This is a genomic window from Brevundimonas variabilis, from assembly GCF_014199945.1.
Taxonomy (GTDB): Bacteria; Pseudomonadota; Alphaproteobacteria; order Caulobacterales; family Caulobacteraceae; genus Brevundimonas; species Brevundimonas variabilis.
The window spans coordinates 409566-428799 of sequence record NZ_JACHOR010000001.1; the positions used below are offsets into that span (position 1 = coordinate 409566).

Genomic DNA, 19234 nt, shown 5'->3' on the forward strand with positions numbered 1-19234 from the left:
TTGTCCGGGTAGAAGCTGCGAGACGGCCTGAGGCGTTAGGGTCCGAAACCGACCTGCCACTAGGGCGCTACTTCTGAGAGCACGTCCCGCGCGGCTTGGTCGGCATGGTTCTTGGCAAACTTGATGGACGCCAAGGCGACCTGTCGCCGATCAAACAATGCAATGAGGTCGCGATCCAGCTTTTCGATTTCATCGGATGGCAGGTCAGCCAACCGCTCTTCTTCTGTGCGAGCGTCCAACCGCCGACCAACCTTTTGGTTCTCACGTAGCTGACGGAGGCGGTCCATCTCTTCGTCCAGGGCAACCACCTCTTTGAACCGAGTGTCGTCCTTGGGGGTCGGAAGAGCCTCCTGAGCCCACTCCAACGCCTTGATCACGCCGAAATATACGAACGCGCTGTCCCGCGTTCCCGCGCCATGCTCGGCGAGGGACAACCGCCTTGCAGTGGTGAGGACAGCCTCCAGAACACCTTCCAAGTGCCGGAGTGATCCGTCCGACCCATGCAGAGCTTTGATCAGGAGGAGTTCGGCTTGTTGGCTCATCGAGCGCCCGGCCTCATCCGAGCTTAGCTCGAGCGCCCGACGTGTTTCCGGTGTGATCCGTGTGGTCACGACCTCCGATTTGTCCGTCAACGGCCCTCTGCGCCTGCCCTTACCCTTGTCAGCCAAACGACCCTCCTTTTGATGTCTTCGAACTGCATACATCATGCTTGACGGCGAGATCAACCGCTGGCATCAATGACTTCGGTTTGAAGACAAGAAGGAGGCGGTGCGATCGTGAACGGAGTTGAACAGGTGACAGTGAGAATGATCCCCGATGGGCGGCTATCCAGACGAGAGGCGGCCAAGTTCGTGGGTGTCGCGTCCAGAACGCTGGCTAACTGGAAGTCGCGCGGAGTAGGTCCGAACCAGACAAAGGTCGGGGGGCGCGTGTTCTATCGCCTCGCCGATCTCCAAATGTTTGTCGCCGATCATGAGGCGGCGGCTTGATCATGCTGCAACCGGTTGCAAACTACGATCGCGAGCTCTCGACTTGGGCCGTCCTTGAGCGCGCGCGAACTGGTCCCAGTGCTCCGCCAGACCTCGCGTTGCCTGGACGAGCCCAATGGTCAAGTATGGAGCCGTCGATCTGGACGGTGCTCTTCTCGCCGTCACGAGACATGAAAACCTTGGTGTACGGCTTCCGCTCGTTCGGCCCGAGAGACACTCGTATTTGCCAGCGTGCAGCCTGTTGCTCGCGAACCTTAAGCACCATTGGGTGGCTGTCCAACGCCAACGCTTCCACGACATCGTCGGCGACACGCAACGGTCCGGCGACGTCAGGCGGGGCGTCCACCACGTCACGCTTAGAACTGACAACGCGAAGAGCACCAGTCGAGAAAACGCGCAGGTGCGAGGCAAAAGTCTTTGTCAGGTACATGTGTGCGACGCGGTCGCGAAGGTCCTTGAACTCCTTCGACTTTGGGGCAGCCAGGATGCGGTCGATATCGGACCAGGTGACAGGGCGGCGCGGATGCTTTCTCATCATCAGCAGTTTCCGCCCAGCACGACGAGCGATGCGTTGTTCACGACCAGTACCTCTTCTGGCCAGAACAGGTCAGAGCGATGTCGAGCGATCCGACCGTCGAAGGTCACCGCACAACAACGCAGATCGCCCTCGTCATGGGCCTCCGTTACGACGGCCAGGTCGCCTGGAATGAAAACGTGTTCGACATCGTCGAGCCGGTCCGAATAGCCGATCACCACCACAATCTGACCCCTGCGCATAACTGGTTCTCCATAGCGGGAGAGTAGCGAGGCATGCAGCGAAGCCAAGATCAACCTATTGATTTTATTAGATATCTAGGCAACATCTCGTGCTCCATTCTGCACTACCTCAACCTGCTGCCCAACCCTTACAGAGGGGCACAACAACCGCTCAGGCTGACGTCACTTTGAACAAGTGCAGGGAAAGGCTTCGGCGCTTTCAGAGCGAGATAGAAAATCGCCTCACAGCGGGCGATCTCCGTGCGGCCAAACACAAACTACGCAAGATGCTGTCGAACCGTTCAGTGCGACTTCACTCCCTGATCATTGCCAACAGAAAGTCACCTGTAGATAGCCGCCTCGACATGGCGCGTCTTATCGAGTTGATCGAGTGCGTCAGGCCAATGTCCCGCGTCGCGTCGCCTTCTGGGTTTGCCTTGCCAAAACCGGAAGGTGGCTACCGCCCCGTATTCGAGTTTGGGCTGGAGGATCGGGCGTGCGCCGTTCTGATCCGAGAAGCCCTCAAACCCTTCGCCCGCGCACACCCTCAGTTGGCCTGTCACCCTGCACAGGTCCTTTTGAGCGGTGGGTTGCCTGTCGCGTGCGAACATCTCCGCCAAGCCCTCGACGCGGCCCCTTCTGGGGCGGTGTTCATACAGATCGACGCGAAACGCTTCTTCCCGTCGATTGCATGTGAAGGTTTGGCGGGGATGACCGGACTTCCACCCGAGGTGATCCATCGGCATCTGTCGGTTGAGCACATGGATGTCCGAGGAAAACGCTCTCTGGAAAATGCTCTCTCTATGAAAGGGAATGATCAGGGGGATGAGACACCTGCGCCATCCGGCGTGGGGCGTGAGAAAGGAGACGCGGCTCTGGGCGGTATCGCTACCGGCTCAGCGGCGGCTTCGCTCGTGGCCGAAATGGTGATGGGGCATATCCTGCGAGATGCAGGCAGCTTGCCGAGCCTCATTGCCCTAATCGTCTACTCCGACAACATCGGAGCAGTGGTCCGGACACGGGAGGAGGCGCTTGCACTTCAGGAAGCCGTCCTTGGAGCGTTCAGTCGTTCCAGGGCGGGGCCGCTCTCTGCCAGCAAGGTTTCGATCAAGGACATTGCAACGGGTTTCAACTTTGTCGGCTACCGATGGCAGCAGCAAGGGGAGAGCCTGACTGCGGAGCCGTCACGTCGGAAACATGAGTTTTGGCAGCTCACCTTCAGCACGGACCTGTTGGAGGCTGGGCTCGGCATAAACCGCGCGGATGCTAATCATTTTCGAAGGCGATTAACAGGCTACGCCAACTCCAAACAAGAATGGGCAGGGCGCGATCGGTTCCTAGCGGAATGGGAGGGGCGCATCGACGCAGCCTTCGCGCACCAAAACGGTGCCTGAACTCCGTTTCTAAGCCGATTGCGACGCTAACCTCGCTTTTGGACCGTAGCTCCAGGCACGAACTTCTGACCCAGCTGAGGGTCAGCTCTGAAATGAAGCGATCTGGTTGCCCATTTTTCTGCAGAACCGGTTGGAACTCACCGCTCTGGACAAGTCGGTAACTTCTTCCGCTGTCCGCTCGAAGAGTGAAAAGGGTGCAGTCAAACTACGGTTTTGCGTCAACATCGGACGTGTTTTGGCCTGCGGAAACCGGACTTTGGATTTGTCGCCCGTAAGGGAGTTCTCTGATGTCCGCCTGTATCTCAGAAGAGCCCATTTAGCGCGGGGGCTTCGTCGGCACTTGCGGGAAACACGGAACTGTCGAGAGCGGCTTTGTCCACGCCCAGGTGATCCCGTAACACACCCTTGAAGACCGATCGCACGTCCAGCGCTGGAGCGAGGTCACGCGATTCAAAGAGACGATTATCGGCCAGGGTCGGCCAGTCGCCGATCATGCCGCCCGCCTTCACCGCACCACCAGCCATCAGAAGCGCCGAGCCGGTGCCATGGTCGGTACCGCCGGTTCCATTGGCGCGAGCGGTTCGGCCGAACTCGGTGGCGATCACGACTACTGTACGATCCCAGTCCTCGCCCAAGCCCGAACGCAGTCCGGATACCACCTGATCCAGTCCGGTCAGCCGCGCCTGCAACTGTCCGACCTGTCGGGCATGGGTGTCCCAGCCGTCGACCGAAAGCGCGACCACATCGGCGCCGTCAGGCCCCGTCATCAGTCGGGCGACGGCCTGGCCCAGGCCGGCAACGTCGTTGCGAGCCAACCGGGGATCACCGCCCATGGCCATGGCCTGTGCCTCGGTCTGCAAACCCGCTGCAAGGTTCTCGGCCAGCAGGCGGTCATTCACATAGAGGTCCTGCAGGAGAGACGCGATCCGGTCCTCGGACCCTGTCCGCCCTCCGGGTGCCCAGCTTGAGGTCGCGGCTGACCCCCGCAGGATCAGGGGTGTCTGTGCGCCGATGGAAAGGCCTTTCAGCCCTCCCATGGCCGCCAGCGCACGATTCAGCCAGCCGTCCGTCTGCTGCCTGAGGCCCTCGCCGCCGTTCTCGAGGACATCCTGTGCGTCGAAATGGGAGCGGACCCGGACTGGAATGGCTACGGCTGGCGCAAACCGCATCTGGCCCTCGCTGTACAAGCTGTGCAGGCCGGCCAGCGAAGGATGCAGGCCGAACCCATCGGACATCGGCAGACTGTGTTCGATCGCCAGCGCACCGCGGAGCGGTCGATAGTTGGGATCGTCCACGGGCACGACAACCGACAGGCCGTCCATGGCCCCGCGCGCGATGATGACGACCATCTTGTTGCGGGGGCCGGGCGCAGCAGACGCCCCCGCCTGTCCGGCAAAGGCCAGGCTGACACCGGCGGCCGATGCCCCCAGGAGGAAGCGGCGGGTAAGATCGAGGGAACGGGTCATCGACGCTGGAACTCCGGCGACATCAGGAACAGGGTGAAGGCCTCGGGTCGGCTTTCGGCACGCGCTACGGCCATGCGGGTGCGCTCGCCGAGGCGGAGGCCCAGCGCTGCGGCCGCCGCTGCGTTCGGGTCTCCGGCCTGGACCCGGCTGGCAGCGGCGCGGGACCAGTCCAGGCGTTTGACCAGGGCATCGGGCCCGGCCCAGTCGGCTGCAGTATCCGGCCATCCTTCGGGCGACGGCGCGCTTTGGGGCGGCTGTCCCATGGCGATCAGGCCCTGACGCAGCGGTTGTACCTGCTGCGGTTCCGTACCGAAGGCACGATGCGCCGAGACGATGAAGTCGTAAGGCGTCTTGACCTTGGCGGGAACGGGCTCCCAAGCCTCTGGTGCCGCGATCAGAGCGCGGGCTACGACTGCCAGGTCCCCCCCGGACGTCGTCCAGGCCCGCTCCAATGTGGCCACGAGCCCCGGGGGCGGTATGTCGGCCACGAAATGAGCGGAGATCTTTCGCGCCAGTTTGCGCGCGGTTTCAGGACGATTGGCGAGGTCCTTCAGAATGGCTTCGCCCTGCGCACGTCCTGTATCCGCATAGCGCTGGCCCAGAACCGTGCGCTCGCCCGGCTCATGGACCACAGGGCGATAGACGAAGCCGTTCTGGCCCGCACCGCCCACGATCGCCCTGGCCATGGAGCGGCCTCTGCGACCGGCAGGGCGACCCGCTTCAGTGTCTCGCCGGGCTGGGATGGACCAGCCGGTCAGGGCCCGGGCGAACTCGGTGACATCGCCCTGGCTGTAGCCTGCGTCGGAGCCGATGGTATGCAGCTCCATGATTTCCCGGGCCAGGTTCTCGTTCAGACCGGCACTGCGCCTCTGTCCCGCAGGACTGTTCGGCCCCACAGACTGGGCCTGATCCAGATAGAGCAGCATCGCCGGATGCTGTTCGGCGGCCATGGCCAGGGTCTCGAACCGGCCAAACACATGGGGGCGGATCGCTTCCCGCTCGTAGGCGTCCAGAAAGATCGCCGACTGGAATTTGGTGGCCGAGGCCGTGAAGTGGTTGGCCCAGAAAATGGCCCACCGCTCTGCGAACCCGTCGGGTGTCGTCGCGGCCAGACGGGTCCGGGCCAGAAAGGCCTCGGCTGCCACACGGGTGAGTGCCTGGCGGCTCGCGCGCCGTGCGTCGAAGGCTGCCTGACCGGCGGGCTCCATCGGACGGCTGCCATCCGTCACCGTCGGATCAGTGTTCGGCCTGTTATCCAACTCCTGCATCGCGACCCCGGCGGGCGGTGACACGTTCATCATCACATCCGCAGGGGTTGCGGAGCCACGCCGGGTCATCCGTCTGTCCTGACCGTCCTGCTGATAGGCAAGAAAAGCCTGAACCTGATCGCTCGTCGATGGAAACTCTCCCTGCGGAGACGCAGCGCCGGATCGTTGAACCTGCGCGTCCAGCCAGCCTTTTGGATCGGCCGCGACGCGCTCGATCTCGCCTGGACGAGCGCCCATGCCAAACCGGGTAAGGGCGATAGCGGCGTTCAAACTGTTCGCGGTTTGCGGCATGTCTTGCGTCCAACCCGATCCCGTTCAATGGGTATGAAACGGTCCGGGAAGGCGAATCCGTCGCGGGCTCAGAACCACGCGGTCGCGGACGCCAGCCATTATCAATGACATATTTGGCCTAGATGAGCCGCAACTCTCATTTCCTGTTTCCGCTGGCGCTGGCCAAAGCGCCAGCCTTCCGGTCAGACGGCGTGAAGGTTTGAAATGAGTGAGATGGATCCGTTTGATCCGTCCGCCGCAAATGTCCGCAATGGGTCGAGTGCGGATTTGACGTGGCAGGCGGAGAGCGGACATTCGCTTGATCGTCCAAACGCGGACCCACTGAACCGCCGCTAGGGGTGGCGAGCTGACTTTGCCAAAGAATGGACGAAAAGACGATAACGTGGTTCGTTAACGCTTTGGCTCGCGGGAGAGGTCAAATGACGAAGAAGACCATCGGGATCTTATTTGCGATCGGTGCTGTGATATTGGGCGGTCTGGTTGTGTTTAATGTGATGTGATCTGATCTGGCGCGGGGCAACGGAACAGCGTCGCAAGTGCTGCCCGATCGCCAATGTCCGCAATGGGTCGAAAGCGGATGCTGAGAACGACCCCGACAGCAGACATTCCCTTACCCATTCGCGCCTAAACGTCATTGCACGAAACGACATCGCCAGTTCGCTGACTGACAACTCTCTGCCTAATGCTCAGAGGCGGCTCCGAGATTACCGGACCCGGCGAATCCCTAAAACGCCAGATCCCCCAATAAAGGCAAACAAGGCACCAACCAGGTAGACGGATCGGAGATCACCCTCGAAAGAAGTCAGCGCGATCAGCCCGACAAGTGGAGCCAGCATCTGTGCTGCAGTCACCGCCACGTTCAGCAGGCCTAGATCCCGGCCAGCGTTTGCAGGGTCAGGAAGGACTTCCGCGATAAGAACAGCATCCGTGATACCGTAAAGGCCGATACCCAATCCTAGAACGGCTTGAGCGATCAACGGGCCGGGCCAGGAAGGGGCCAGCCCCATCAGCAGCGCTCCCATCGCCACAAGGGTGGCTCCACCTGACACCAGCACTCGCCGACGTCCGATCCGATCGCTCACCCGCCCGCCAACCAGGCCCGCAATGACGGCCAGGACTGTGGAAATCGCCAGAAGACCTCCGAACGCAGCTTCAATCCGCACGCCGGGCAGAACCGTCTGGAAGTCGGTTTGCTTGTCCAGAAAGAAAAGAAGGTACAGCACATTGAGCGCCACGGCGGTCTGGACGAGCAGCCGCGAGGCGAATGCAATCAGGAAGTCCCGATCTGCCAGAGCGGTCAGTGAGAGTCCGCGCTGGCGCATGGCTTGCGACATCGGCGCTGCGCGCAAGGTGGTCACGACAAACGGTATGACCATGACCACGGTCACGACGACGACGGTCGTCAGGCGCAAGGCCTCGCCCGTAAGCCACATTCCGATCGCCAAGGCGCCGAACAGGTTGGAGATCGGATAGGCCAGGCCGATGAAGCCAGCCACCACACCTCTCTGATGGGCTGGAACCCGCTCTGGCAGGGTCGCCGTCAAGGGATTGAGCATGAAGTTCAGGCTGACCTGAAGCATCACGATCGCCGTGAGCAGGTCTGCCTGGGTCACGGCGGCATGAATGAACCCATAGCTGACGACCGTACCGACCAAACCTGCGACGATCCAGACGGAGCGCCCGCCGGGCCAATGACGCGTCCGGTCACCGATCAGTCCGGCCAGAACGCTTGCGATTCCGGCGGTCAAGGCCCCCCAGAATGCCACCTCACTAAGGATCTGCGTCCGTGCGGCTGGATCAATCGCCTCGACCTTCAGCGGCAAAATGAGGGTTAGTAGGGGAATGAAGGCGATGTAGGCCCCGACCTGAGCCGCCATATACACCGCCACGAACCCCGGCCTGACCGGCATAGACGGACCGGGGACGGACGTGGACGGCATGGGTTGCATCCTCGTGACCTTGGCGGGGCCGAGACGGTTTGTCACCGCGCAAAAAGAAGCGGCGGCCTCAGATGCGAGACCGTCGCCTTAGGGCCGCTCAGGAAGTCAGCGGATCAGTATTGCACGCGTACGCGGGCTCCGAAGGTGCGCGGGCGGGTGAAGAAGCGGGTGTTGTCGAACTGAGTGATGATGATCGCAGCTTCGTGGATCTCGTCAGTCAGATTGTTGACGTAGGCCTCGAAGCGCAGGCGGCCATCACCGGGCGGGGTCCAGCCGAAGCCCGCGTCGAAGGTCCAATAACCGTCGACCTTGTCGTCCAGCCGGCGGCGGGGATTGTTGGGCTGCTGGAAGTCCTCGCCGTTGAAGATGGTCGTGAAGAAGTCCGAGCGATATCCGGCCGAAACCACATAATCGAACTGACCCATGGTCTCTGTCGGGAAGGCCTGGGTGAAGTTCAGGTTGAACTGCCATTCCGGTGTTCGCGGCAAGGTCTTGCCCTCGATCGACTGGAACACGGCTTCGGTGGGCGCTACGTCAGCCTGGAAACGGAAGTCCTGGATCTCTTCAGCCTCTGTAACTTCAGCTTTCAGATAGAGCAGGTTGAAGTCCAGCCCGATATTCCAGGGCAGATCGATCCCGCCTTCGAACTGCGCGCCATAGATCCGCGACGAGGCGGCGTTGTAGGAATAGGACACCACCAGAGCCAGGGACGAATTCTCCGGGATCGGCACCGTCTGCGGTCCGCCCAGGAAATCCACGATCTGGGCCACCGACAGCAGCGACGTCAGGACCTGGTCCTCATAGTCGTTGTAGAACAGCGAGCCGTTCAGCCGCGCCTTCAGGTCGCCGATGTAAAACTCGTTTTTGGACCCCACCTCGTAAAGGGTGACTTTTTCAGGCCCATAGGTCGGGGCCAGACCGGCATTGCCGATGTTGTCGTTGAAGCCGCCAGACTTGTTGCCTGTCGAAATCAGGCCGTAGAGCAGGTTGTCGGGTGTAACGTCGAACTCGGCGCGTAGACGCCAGTCAACGAAATCGATCTTGCTCTCACCGACCTGCTGGAAGATCTGGCCTGCGAACGGCACGGCGAAGCTGACGTTGCCGTCGCTCGGGCATACGAAGAAGTCGCCGGTCACCGTATCCAGACACGGCGGACGGTTGGGTGCCCCACCAGGAACCGGGCCGTTCCTGAAGATGTCGTCGACGTTGTCACGTGCCCCGAAACGGCTGACCCCGTTGAAGTAGAAGTTCAGAACTTCCTGGTCGGTGATCGTGCCGTTACGGTCCGCATCAGGATTGAAAATCGTCCGGTTCCGCCCTGCGAACTCGAAGCCTTCGGTGCCAACGCGGACGCCGCCGCAGCACGAGAAGTCCTGGCCGCCAATGGCAAAACCGTAGCGGGCCGCCACGCCTCGGCGGCTCTTTTCATCCTCCGTGTAACGCAGGCCGCCCGTGATCCGGAACCGGTCGCTGACATCGAAGGTGGTGTCGGCAAAGAAGGCATAGGACGAGGTGTCGACGTCCGGCATGTTGAACTCGACACCCTGGAAGAACAGGCCGCGGTCACCGGTCGAGCCCAGGAATGAGTACTGATCTTCCTCGAAATAGAAGGCCCCGACGCTCCAGATCCAGGGGCCTTCATTGTCATAGAAGCGCAGTTCGTGGGTCTTGGACTGGCTGTCGGTGATCGACTGGAACTGCGAGAAATTGTCCAGCGTCTCGCCGATCCCGCCCGGCCCTGTCAGATTCTCCAGCACCCCCGGATAGAAGGGCGAGAGCGGGGTGACGGCCTTGTAGTCATAGACCAGGTCGCGATAGCTGGCCGTATATTCGATATCGAACAGGTCACCGTCATAGTTGATGTTGGCGCGAGCACCCCAGTGACGGGTGTTCAGTTCCGGCGTCTTGGCGCGTGCGATAACGCGACGCGGATCCTCGATCTCGTCGGGGTCGATGCCTTCGCCCAGCGGGTTGGCATAGTTGGTGCCCGTGTAGCCGGTGCCGGTCTCGCGGATGTAGTCAGCGCCCAACAAAATCGACAGACGCGAGGTCGGCTCCCACAGGAACTGGATACGGCCCGCGTCGTTATTCTCCGCCTCGGCTGTGCCGACACCCGCCGGTCCGACGTCCTCGTAGTAGCTGTCGTGCTCCAGGTGATAGCCGGCGATCCGGACTGCCGCCTTGTCGCCGACAGGAATGTTCAACATCCCCTGGAATACGCGCTGCTGATAGTTGCCCAGTTCGAACTCGGCACTGGAATCCCAGATATTCAGACCCGGCTTCCAGGTCACGATATTGACCGTTCCTGCGGTAGCGTTCCGGCCGCGCAGAGTGCCCTGAGGTCCAATGTTCACCTCGACACGCTGGATGTCGAAAAAGGCCGAACCAATGCCCGCCGGACGCGGGAGGTAGACTCCGTCGTAGTGGGTCGCTGCAGCTGGATCACCGAGTTCGGTGTTGTTCGACGATCCGACGCCGCGGATATAGATTTCGATATTGCCGCCGTTGTTGGCCACCGACAGGCCGGGCACTCGGCCCTCCAGATCGCTGATGTCCTGGACACCCACGGCTTTCAGATCCTCGCCGGTCAGGGCGACGGCGGTACCCGCATAGCTTTGCAGACTTTGCTCGCGCCGCTCCACGGTGACGACGATCTCGCCGAGATCGGCAGCCCCCGCCTCTTCGTCCTGTTGGGATGCCGGCGTGGGGGCATCCGCGACCTGGGCCATGGCAAGACTGGGGACCAACATGGCCAGCGTCGCGCCGCAAAGCAGTGCCGTCTTCCGATTACGCATTTGGATCATCCTCCCGATGCGGATCTTTGGTCATTCCGCTTGCCTTCAATGCGCCATTGTTTGACAACGTTGTCAACGGTCGTTTTTCGACTGGCGTCTCGGGGTGGGATTGGTGCAACACAGGAGAAGCGGTCCCGTCGACAAGACGCGCCAAGGCCAGCCTGCTGGAGACCCGATGACCAAGGTCACCATCCGTCACGTCGCCGAAGCCGCAGGGGTTGCGGTCAAGACCGTGTCGCGCGTGATGAACGGCGAGCCCAACGTGACCCGCGATCTTCAGGATCGGGTCATGAAGGCCGTGGACCAACTGGGCTATGTCCCCAGCATGGCAGCGCGACGGATGGGAGGCCGTCGCTCCTATCTCCTGGTGGCGTTGAATGACCGCCAGAACACGATCAACAACTGGCGCAGTGGTCGCGGCAACGACTGGATCGACCAGATGCTTCACGGGGCCATGCTGACATGCGAAGCGCATGGCTACCGAATGCTGTTCGAACTGGTCCAGGCCGGTTCGGAAGATCTGGATCGAAAGGTCGTCGCCATTCTTTCGGCGCTGCAGCCGGACGGTATCATTCTGACCCCGCCCCATTCCCAGAACCTGGCCTTGGTCGAGATGCTGACCCGCCGCAACGTCCCTGTCGTGCGGATGGGGGTGCCGGGAAAAGGTGTTGGATTTGGCGTCTTCATGGATGACCGGGCAGCCGCAGCAGAGGCCACGCGGCATCTGATCGATCTGGGCCATCAACGCATCGGCTTCATTGCGGGCAGCCCGCGTTTCGAGGCCAGTCGCCAGCGTCTGGACGGTTATGCCGACGCCCTCCATCAGGCCGACATCGGGATGGACGAAGCCCTGATCGCGCCCGGAGACTTCACCTTCGAGAGCGGCGTCACCGCCGCCGAGGCCCTGTTGTCACGGTCCGACCGGCCAACGGCCATCCTTGCCAGCAATGACGAGATGGCCTTGGCCACGCTCCACGTGGCCTCCCGCCTGGGGATCCGGGTCCCCGATCTATCCGTCATCAGTTTCGACGACACGCCAGGGGTCCGGCTCAGCGTGCCCGGCCTGACCAGCGTGCGTCAGCCCATCTCCGAAATGGCGGCAAAGGCCGCTGAACTGCTGATCGGTGTTAGCCGCACCGGCGAGACCGCACCGTCAGACCACCTGCTCCCTTTCGGGCTGGAAGTCCGCGGATCGACGACACGCGTCACCTGAGATCAATCCGCCGCCGCGGGACAGGTTGTCGCCGTCGCAGCGTCCAGTCTTATGTCTTCCACCGCAACCGTCGCAGGCGCGGCCGCGCTCAGGATCCACGCCCGATCCACACCGGAGAGGCCCCTTTCGCCTGACCGGAAGCAGCTCAACGGGATCGACACCTCCTGCCATCCCGCTCCGCCGACCAGCGGCACGATACCATTGCCCAGGCCGATGCTGAGCGACGAAGCCAGACCTACGTCAAGCCGGTACCGGAAGGTCAGCGCCACCTCGGCATAGTCCGCTCCCGACAGATCGATTGCCGGCCCCGTCACGATCGCCTGACCTGGCCCGGTGAAGGTGATCAGCCGCGCCGATTCCTGACCCTGACCATCGACAGGGGTAACGGTCACGGCCCCGCGCGGGCTGACGCCCCGCGCGCCGTCCGCGATCCGCGCCTCGCCTCCGCTATCGCGCACCACCAGCGACCAGGGCGTGACGAACCGCCCGTCGGCCAGGAACCGCATCGACGACGCATCGGACCCCTCTTCAGCCTCGACGAGTGTCGGGGTCTCCACAGCCGCGGCATAAGTCAGGCCGAAATCATAGCTGAACTGAGGATCGTAATCGGGTGCGCCACGGTTCTGCGGTGCCTGGTCAGGGCTGCGTGGCCAGCTGAACGATAGCCGACCCCGGAAATCATGACGCGGTGCACCGTCGGTTGCCGCGACCAGCACATCGGCGATCCCGCCGCCCTCCGAGCCCGGCAGCCAGGCAGCGACGAACGCATCCGATGCATTGATCTCGGGGTTCACATACAGGGGGCGCCCCGACAGGAAGACAGCGACGGTCGGTATGCCTTCGGCCTTCAGGCGTCGCAACAGGGCCAGGGGCTCGCGTGGGCGGAAGTCCAGATCGGCCAGGTCCCCCTGAAACTCGGCATAGGGTTCCTCGCCAAATACGATGATGGCCACGTCGGGCCGGGCCTCGAAGGTACCCGCCGTGTTCAGCTCGGCGGTGCCGCCCGATGCCTCGACCGCCGCCTTCAGGCCTTCCCAGATCGATTCGCCGTTCGGGAAATCGGCGCGGGTGTTGCCCGTCCCCTGCCAGTTTATAGTCCAGCCGCCCGCCGCTTGCCCGATGTCGTCGGCGCTGCCTGCGACCAGCACTCTCGCACCGGGCCTGATCGGCAAAACAGATCCGTTGTTTTTGAGCAGCACCAGCGATTGACGGACGGCTTCTCGGGCCAGCGCCCGATGCTCTGTCGAACCGAGCATCTCGGTCCGGCCCTCGGCAGGACGGTCAGCCTCGAATACGCCGGTCTTGACCTTGACGATCAGGATGCGCCGCACCGCCTCGTTCAGCCGGGTCATGGAGATGTCGCCTGACTTTACCTGGGCCAGGGTGTTGTCGAACAACGGCCTCCAGCTATCCGGCGCCATGAACATGTCGATCCCGGCGTTGAACGCAGCAGCGCAGCTTTCGTTGGTGCAGCCTTCAATCTGACCGTGGGCATTCCAGTCGCCGACCACAAACCCGTCGAAGCCCAACGGCCCGCGCAGCACATCGGTCAGAAGATCACGATTGGCCGTATGCTTGGCTCCGTTCCAGCTGGAGAAGCTGGCCATGATTGTCAGGACGCCAGCATCGATCGCAGGTGGATATCCCGCCGCATGGATATCGATCAGCTCGCGCTCGGTGATGATCGCATCGCCCTGATCCTTGCCGTTCCGTGTGCCTCCGTCGGCCAGATAGTGTTTTGCCGAACCCGCGATCCGCCCCGGCTCGAGATGGCCCTGACCCAGCCTCCCCTGAAGCCCAAGGGTCATCCGTCCGGCATAGGCTGTGACGATTTCGGGATCTTCGGCATAGCCCTCATAGGTCCTGCCCCAGCGGTCGTCGCGCGGCACGGCCACGGTCGGCCCGAAGGTCCAGTCGGCCCCGGTCGCCGCCACCTCCAGCGCTGTCGCCACCCCGATCCGTTCGATCAGGTCGGGATTGCGCGCAGCGCCTAGGCCAATGTTGTGCGGAAACAGGGTCGCTCCGACGACATTGTTGTGCCCGTGCACGGCATCGATGCCGAACATCAGCGGCACCCGCGCGCCGGGCCGCTCTGCCGCCGCCGCGCGAAAGGCCCTGGCCAGTTCAACCCAGGCCTCGGCCGGGGCGCGCTCATCTGCGCCGGGCGCGGAGTTGCCACCCGCCAGGATCGACCCGAGGGGATAGGCCGCCAGATCTGCGGGGGTGATGGAGCCAATGTCGGCCTGGATGACCTGGCCGACCTTCTCCTCCAACGTCATCCGGTTCAGCAGATCCTCGACGAAGGCCAAAGTGGCGGCATCTGTCATTGCGTCCGGGCTGCTGGCGGTCGGCCAGGCCGACATATCCACAACCGATGACGGCCGGGTCTGCGTCAGCCCTGGTCCGGCTGCCATCAGCAGGGCCGTCAGCGATACGGCGACAGTCGCCAAGCCACGTGGACGGGCGGAAATTGGCATGTGTCGCTTCCCTATGATCTTGTTTCCAGCAAGGTGTCGGCTGTTGACAACGTTGTCAAACCGAGATTGCCTTGGTGCAGGTCGTCGCAGAACGATTACGGGAGAACACAATGCGGTTTGTCACCAAGACGATCGTCGGCCTGGCGGGACTGGCCTGTATCGGCATCGCTCCCGCGCCCCAGGACGACAGCCTCGATGGCTACCGCCTGATATGGAACGACGAGTTCAATACAGACGGCCCACCCGACCCTACCCGCTGGACCTACGATACCCACCGCAACCGGGACGGCTGGTACAACAACGAGCTCCAGTATTACGCCAGGGATCGGCCCGAAAACGCGCGGGTCGAGAATGGGCATCTGATCATTCAGGCGCGGCGCGAAACATTGACGTCGGCACAGGTGTCTGACGCCGGGGGTCAAACTTATACTTCGGCGCGGCTGATCACGCGCGGCAAGGCCGAATGGACCTATGGCTTCTATGAGGTGAAGGCGAAAATCCCCTGCGGTCGCGGTAGCTGGCCCGCCATCTGGATGCTGCCGGTCGCCGATGCCGAATGGCCGGCAGGCGGCGAGATCGACATCATGGAACACGTCGGGCATGCGCGGGGCGAGGTCCACGGCACCGTCCACACCACCCGCTACAACCACACACAGGGGACCGAGCGGGGCGGCAAGAAACGGGTCCGCGACGCCTGTGACGCCTTTCATCGCTATCAGGTGCTCTGGACTCCGGAAGGCATCAATTTCGGCATCGACGATGTCGGCTACTATCGCTTCCGCAACGACGGTCGCGGTGATCCCGCCACCTGGCCGTTCGACGCCCCCTTCTACATGATCCTAAATATCGCCGTCGGCGGCGATTGGGGCGGGGCCGAAGGTGTCGACGACCGGGCGTTCCCCCAGACTATGGAGGTCGATTATGTCCGGGTGTTCAGCCGCGCCGAATGAAGGTTCGTACGCGCCGTCATGTCATTGAAATCGACGGACAACGGAGTTGGACGCCACGGAATTTTCCGGTCCGCTCGCTGGATGACAATTGGCCACCCCAAGATACCGCTGTGACGAAGGTCCGATTTTCGGTTCGACGTCTTTGGCCGATCTCGAGCCAAAGGCTATCCCAGTGACGTTGCACGAGGCCGATCTCATTTCACTGCGGCATGGGATCATCGGACATTCATCAGTTCAATCGCCATTCGCTGAGCGGGTTGCCAGTCGTGCCGCCCTCAAATGCCACTCGGTCGAGTCGAACCGCCACAACACACGTCGGCCGTTGGTCCGGGCTAAAGGCGACGCAGCGACTGGCGCGACCGTTGGGGAAGCTTACCACTCGCCCTTCCAGCCTCAGAGCGAAACCGCCAGCAGGTGGGACAGGAGGCACGTCACCTTTGCCACGGATCGTGTACTGATAGGCTCGGCCGTCGCGGCGGCTCAAACGTGAGCTGTCTTCCGGAAAGATCGCAACCAAGCCCACCGTTTGCGGCGACGGTGGCGCGCTGATCGACGACGACAATCCAGCGACGGGACAGGCGTCAGTGGCCATCCAAGGTCGAGCGATCCAGAAGCCCTCGACGGCCTCCCAGGTTGGGGTCGGGGCTTCGCGGTTGCCGTCGGACGTGGAGCCTGCCACGAACGGCGACGCGAGCCAGTCGCCGGGAGTCAACGATAGTCTCAGGCTTGCCTGGCCCTCGCCCCATTGCCAGTGCGCAAGCCCCTCGTTGGCCTCACCCGCAATTGTCGGACCATTACATCCGAACGGCAGTCTCAAGGAGAAGGACCGGCCGACCAATGGATCAGACCCGGCGACCGTCGCGCCGGCGGCAAAGACCGAGGCCGCCTGAGCCAACGCGGCGATCAGTTCTGCCCGGCCGAGCAGCGGAGGCGGGGTCAGGGTACCGGTGTCGACCTCGATGGGAGGAACGACCTCGGGGGCCGGGGATTTGATGACGGCGGATCGGTCCTGGTCGCACTGCGCCAGCAAAACGGCCACGGCACCCATAGCAGCGGAACGACAGACGCGAACAGAACGACCTAGGCGTGACATGGGAACCAGCCTAGCACACACACGCTGTGGATTTGGAGGCAGGGCAGGGATGAATTTCGATCAGATCGCGGCCCTGGTGGTCCTGGTCGCTGTCGTCGGCGTGCTGATCCACGGCAAGATGCGATCAGACGTCGTGGCCCTGACGGGCGCTGCGGTCCTTCTACTGCTCGGAGTGGTGAGGCCGGTCGAGGTCCAGGGCGCCTTCGCCAGCCCCGCCGTCATCGCCCTGGCCGGCCTGTTCGTCATCGCCTATGCGATCGAAATTTCCGGTCTGCTGGGCCTGCTGATCCGCAAGGCGACGGCCCTGTCAGCAAGATTGGGGGCACGCGGGATCTGGCTGGTTCTCGGGATGTGTGGCTCGCTCGGCGGGTTCCTGAACAATACGCCGGTGGTGGTACTTGCGGCTCCCGTGGTGCGCGACATGGCAACGTCACTGCATCTCTCGCCCAAGCGATTCCTGATGCCGCTCAGCCACCTGTCGGTGATGGGCGGTCTGCTGACCCTGATCGGGACCTCGACCAATCTTCTGGTCAACGACATGGCCAGCAACGCGGGGCAGCCCGTGTTCAGCCTCTTTGAGATCACGCCCGTAGGGCTTGTCATTGCGGCCGCGGGCGCAGTGTATCTGTATTTCGTCGGGGCCAGACAGTTGGGGCGCAGCGTAGCCGCCGACGAGGCAGAGCTGGCCAGGGCCAAGGTGGCGCAGGAAGAGGCGGAGGCAGCGCGCGTCCAGGCCGAGAAGCGTCGCCTGCGGCTGCCGTTCGGTCTGCCGCGTCTGGGCGAGGCTCGCAATCAGTCGGACGGGTCGGGTGATGCACACCTCGGTGACGTGGCTCTCTATGGAGCAGCTGACCGACCATTCCAGCTGCGCAGGGCTCTGATCTCTCTAGGTGTATTTGTCATGGTCGTGGCAGCGGCGGGGCTGGGTCTGGCCCCGATCGCGGCGTCGGCCTTTGCCGGCGCGGTGGCGCTGATCCTGCTGCGCGTCATCACACCGGAAGAAGCCTATTCTGGACTGCGGCCTGACATCCTGCTGCTGATAGCGGGCATGGTCGTAGTCGGGACGGCGATTGAGGTCACGGGACTGGCGGAGGCCGGGGCCGGCCGTCTGATCGACGTGATCCGACCGTTCGGGCCCTTGGCAGCCCTGATCATCCTGTATGGTGTCACCCTGTTCGCGACGGAGCTTCTATCCAACGCCACGGTGGCCGTGCTGATAACTCCGATCGCGGTGGCTCTGGCCGAAAGCCTCGGCGTCGATCCCCGACCGTTCCTTGTTGGGGTCATGATGGCCGCCAGCGCCGCGTTTGCCACACCCTTCGGCTATCAAACCAATGTGCTGGTGTTCCAGATGGGGGGTTACTCCTACATGGACTTCGTCAAGGTCGGCCTACCGCTGAACCTGGTGACCTGGGTTGCAGCCATGTTGGCGATCCCGATCTTCTTCCCGTTCTGAGATTTTCGCCTGACTATTCCAGCATGATCTCCATGCGGGCCGACTGGAGATAAGCCGACCTAGTTCGAGCGTTGAAGGGGACCGCTTCTGAGAGGGAGGCGACAAGCGATCTACTTGGATCTTGCGGACGCGCCAGCGCGTCGCTGTAGATGGGTATCGGACTTGGTCTGATTTCAGATCAAGGTCGCCATATTTCATCACCGAACCTAGACGCGCCATCCCTCTGCAGGCACTCACGCCGTACCATCATGTTTGTCCATCAGGCCCGTCACTCCGTAACTGCAGTAGCCAGCCAGGCCTTGCCGGCCATCAGCACGCCCCTCCCCTCGACCTGATGGCGCTGGAACAGGGTCAGCAGGTCGTGCCTGACCCGCTGCTGCAGGTCCTCGTCACTGGCTTCGACCATTCGACCCGCTGCCAGCGATGACAGGGCGAAATCGGTCGCCGCCTCGGGCGAGGCCCCCTCACCGCCAATCGGCTGCAGGCCCTCATAGGCAAGGATGTCGATGTGGCCAAAGCCGGCCTCACCCAGGACACGGGTTAGATATTCTGTGTCCTCGAACGCGAACGGACCCGGCGCGCGCGGCACGGCCGGCGGCACTTCGATGTGGCGCCGAAGCACGCCGATCATTTCCATCATCCAGGGATTCTCACGCGGCGGGCCCCAGACGGCGAGATCGATGCGGCCGCTCGGTTCCAGACAGCCATGCAGGTTCGAGAAGGCTTCAACCGGCTGCGGAAAGAACATGCTGCCGAACCGGGAGACCATCCGGTCGAACGGCATGTCTGGCTGATAGACCGCCGCATCGATGCATTCGAAATCCAGGTTGGTGACATGGGCGGCGGCTGCCCGCGCTCTGGCCCGAGTGATGAGGTCGGGCGAGATGTCGATACCGGTGACCCATCCGGACGGACCGACCGCAGCGGTAATCACCAGACTCGTCTTTCCGCCGCCACAACCCAGATCAAGGACCCGCTCTCCGGGCATGAAGGCGGCTCTCGCCAGAAGGGCGTCCCCGATCGGCGCGATCATCGCCTCGAACCGGTCGATCCCGGCCAGCCACCGGGCTCCCATCTCGCCGGCCCAGTCCTCGGGCTTCGGGGTCCCTGATCCATCCATCCGGGTGTCGGTCATCGGTACGTGCC

14 protein-coding genes are annotated in these 19234 nt (G+C 62.8%); 4 read left to right on the forward strand and 10 right to left on the reverse strand.

The features are described from left to right. Positions 1–59 precede the first annotated feature (59 nt). The 3 genes from GGR13_RS01950 to GGR13_RS01960 form a co-directional block, all read right to left on the reverse strand. Complete coding sequence (locus GGR13_RS01950) at positions 60–611, reverse strand: hypothetical protein (RefSeq protein WP_183211770.1); 552 nt, start codon at positions 609–611, stop codon at positions 60–62. 400 nt (positions 612–1011) lie between these two features. After that, a complete protein-coding gene (locus GGR13_RS01955; protein ID WP_183211771.1) occupies positions 1012–1527 on the reverse strand; it encodes a hypothetical protein in 516 nt (171 codons plus the stop codon). Continuing rightward, positions 1527–1766, reverse strand: a complete 240-nt coding sequence (locus GGR13_RS01960) for a hypothetical protein (RefSeq protein WP_183211772.1) — start codon at positions 1764–1766, stop codon at positions 1527–1529. Before GGR13_RS01960 ends, GGR13_RS01955 begins: the two co-directional genes overlap by 1 nt. A gap of 344 nt (positions 1767–2110) precedes the next feature. Between GGR13_RS01960 and GGR13_RS01965 the strand changes: the two genes are divergently transcribed. Then, positions 2111–3139, forward strand: coding sequence for a hypothetical protein (locus GGR13_RS01965; RefSeq protein WP_183211773.1), 1029 nt, complete (start codon positions 2111–2113; stop codon positions 3137–3139). A 302-nt stretch (positions 3140–3441) separates the two neighbouring features. On the opposite strand, the gene GGR13_RS01970 is transcribed toward GGR13_RS01965, so the two are convergent. The 4 genes from GGR13_RS01970 to GGR13_RS01985 all read right to left on the reverse strand — a co-directional run bounded on the left by GGR13_RS01970 (position 3442) and on the right by GGR13_RS01985 (position 10899). Next, entirely contained in the window at positions 3442–4605 is a 1164-nt protein-coding gene (locus GGR13_RS01970) for a DUF1501 domain-containing protein (protein WP_183211774.1), read from the reverse strand. Next, on the reverse strand, positions 4602–6164 hold the full coding sequence (locus GGR13_RS01975) for a DUF1800 domain-containing protein (protein ID WP_183211775.1): 1563 nt from the start codon (positions 6162–6164) through the stop codon (positions 4602–4604). The genes GGR13_RS01970 and GGR13_RS01975 overlap by 4 nt, the downstream gene beginning before the upstream one ends. A 704-nt stretch (positions 6165–6868) precedes the next feature. Further along, positions 6869–8104: an MFS transporter gene (locus GGR13_RS01980; protein ID WP_183211776.1), complete on the reverse strand. Its 1236-nt coding sequence runs from the start codon at positions 8102–8104 to the stop codon at positions 6869–6871. A 113-nt stretch (positions 8105–8217) separates the two neighbouring features. Next, a complete protein-coding gene (locus GGR13_RS01985; protein WP_183211777.1) occupies positions 8218–10899 on the reverse strand; it encodes a TonB-dependent receptor in 2682 nt (893 codons plus the stop codon). 175 nt (positions 10900–11074) lie between these two features. Between GGR13_RS01985 and GGR13_RS01990 the strand changes: the two genes are divergently transcribed. After that, positions 11075–12112 (forward strand): LacI family DNA-binding transcriptional regulator, encoded by a 1038-nt coding sequence (locus GGR13_RS01990; RefSeq protein WP_183211778.1) that lies wholly within the window; start codon positions 11075–11077, stop codon positions 12110–12112. A gap of 2 nt (positions 12113–12114) precedes the next feature. On the opposite strand, the gene GGR13_RS01995 is transcribed toward GGR13_RS01990, so the two are convergent. Then, positions 12115–14589, reverse strand: a complete 2475-nt coding sequence (locus GGR13_RS01995) for a glycoside hydrolase family 3 protein (protein WP_183211779.1) — start codon at positions 14587–14589, stop codon at positions 12115–12117. Between the two features lie 110 nt (positions 14590–14699). Here GGR13_RS01995 and GGR13_RS02000 point away from each other — a divergent pair, with 110 nt between their 5' ends. Then, complete coding sequence (locus tag GGR13_RS02000) at positions 14700–15539, forward strand: glycoside hydrolase family 16 protein (protein WP_183211780.1); 840 nt, start codon at positions 14700–14702, stop codon at positions 15537–15539. A 229-nt stretch (positions 15540–15768) separates the two neighbouring features. On the opposite strand, the gene GGR13_RS02005 is transcribed toward GGR13_RS02000, so the two are convergent. Beyond that, positions 15769–16578: a hypothetical protein gene (locus tag GGR13_RS02005; RefSeq protein WP_425486060.1), complete on the reverse strand. Its 810-nt coding sequence runs from the start codon at positions 16576–16578 to the stop codon at positions 15769–15771. A gap of 103 nt (positions 16579–16681) precedes the next feature. On the opposite strand from GGR13_RS02005, the gene GGR13_RS02010 reads away from it, so the two are divergent. After that, positions 16682–18088 (forward strand): SLC13 family permease, encoded by a 1407-nt coding sequence (locus GGR13_RS02010; protein ID WP_183211782.1) that lies wholly within the window; start codon positions 16682–16684, stop codon positions 18086–18088. Between the two features lie 268 nt (positions 18089–18356). Here the strand turns inward: GGR13_RS02010 and GGR13_RS02015 are convergent, their stop codons facing one another. Continuing rightward, on the reverse strand, positions 18357–19223 hold the full coding sequence (locus GGR13_RS02015; protein WP_183211783.1) for a class I SAM-dependent methyltransferase: 867 nt from the start codon (positions 19221–19223) through the stop codon (positions 18357–18359). Between the last annotated feature and the right edge of the window lie 11 nt (positions 19224–19234).

Excerpts from the sequence above, each read along its gene's own strand:
- GGR13_RS01955 (WP_183211771.1), bottom strand. The coding sequence starts at position 1,527 with ATGATGAGAAAGCATCCGCGCCGCCCTGTCACCTGGTCCGATATCGAC.
- GGR13_RS01985 (WP_183211777.1), bottom strand. The coding sequence starts at position 10,899 with ATGCGTAATCGGAAGACGGCACTGCTTTGCGGCGCGACGCTGGCCATG.
- GGR13_RS01965 (WP_183211773.1), top strand. The coding sequence starts at position 2,111 with ATGGCGCGTCTTATCGAGTTGATCGAGTGCGTCAGGCCAATGTCCCGC.
- GGR13_RS01995 (WP_183211779.1), bottom strand. The coding sequence starts at position 14,589 with ATGCCAATTTCCGCCCGTCCACGTGGCTTGGCGACTGTCGCCGTATCG.
- GGR13_RS01960 (WP_183211772.1), bottom strand. The coding sequence starts at position 1,766 with ATGCGCAGGGGTCAGATTGTGGTGGTGATCGGCTATTCGGACCGGCTC.
- GGR13_RS01975 (WP_183211775.1), bottom strand. The coding sequence starts at position 6,164 with ATGCCGCAAACCGCGAACAGTTTGAACGCCGCTATCGCCCTTACCCGG.
- GGR13_RS01980 (WP_183211776.1), bottom strand. The coding sequence starts at position 8,104 with ATGCCGTCCACGTCCGTCCCCGGTCCGTCTATGCCGGTCAGGCCGGGG.
- GGR13_RS02015 (WP_183211783.1), bottom strand. The coding sequence starts at position 19,223 with ATGACCGACACCCGGATGGATGGATCAGGGACCCCGAAGCCCGAGGAC.
- GGR13_RS02000 (WP_183211780.1), top strand. The coding sequence starts at position 14,700 with ATGCGGTTTGTCACCAAGACGATCGTCGGCCTGGCGGGACTGGCCTGT.
- GGR13_RS01970 (WP_183211774.1), bottom strand. The coding sequence starts at position 4,605 with ATGACCCGTTCCCTCGATCTTACCCGCCGCTTCCTCCTGGGGGCATCG.
- GGR13_RS01990 (WP_183211778.1), top strand. The coding sequence starts at position 11,075 with ATGACCAAGGTCACCATCCGTCACGTCGCCGAAGCCGCAGGGGTTGCG.
- GGR13_RS02010 (WP_183211782.1), top strand. The coding sequence starts at position 16,682 with ATGAATTTCGATCAGATCGCGGCCCTGGTGGTCCTGGTCGCTGTCGTC.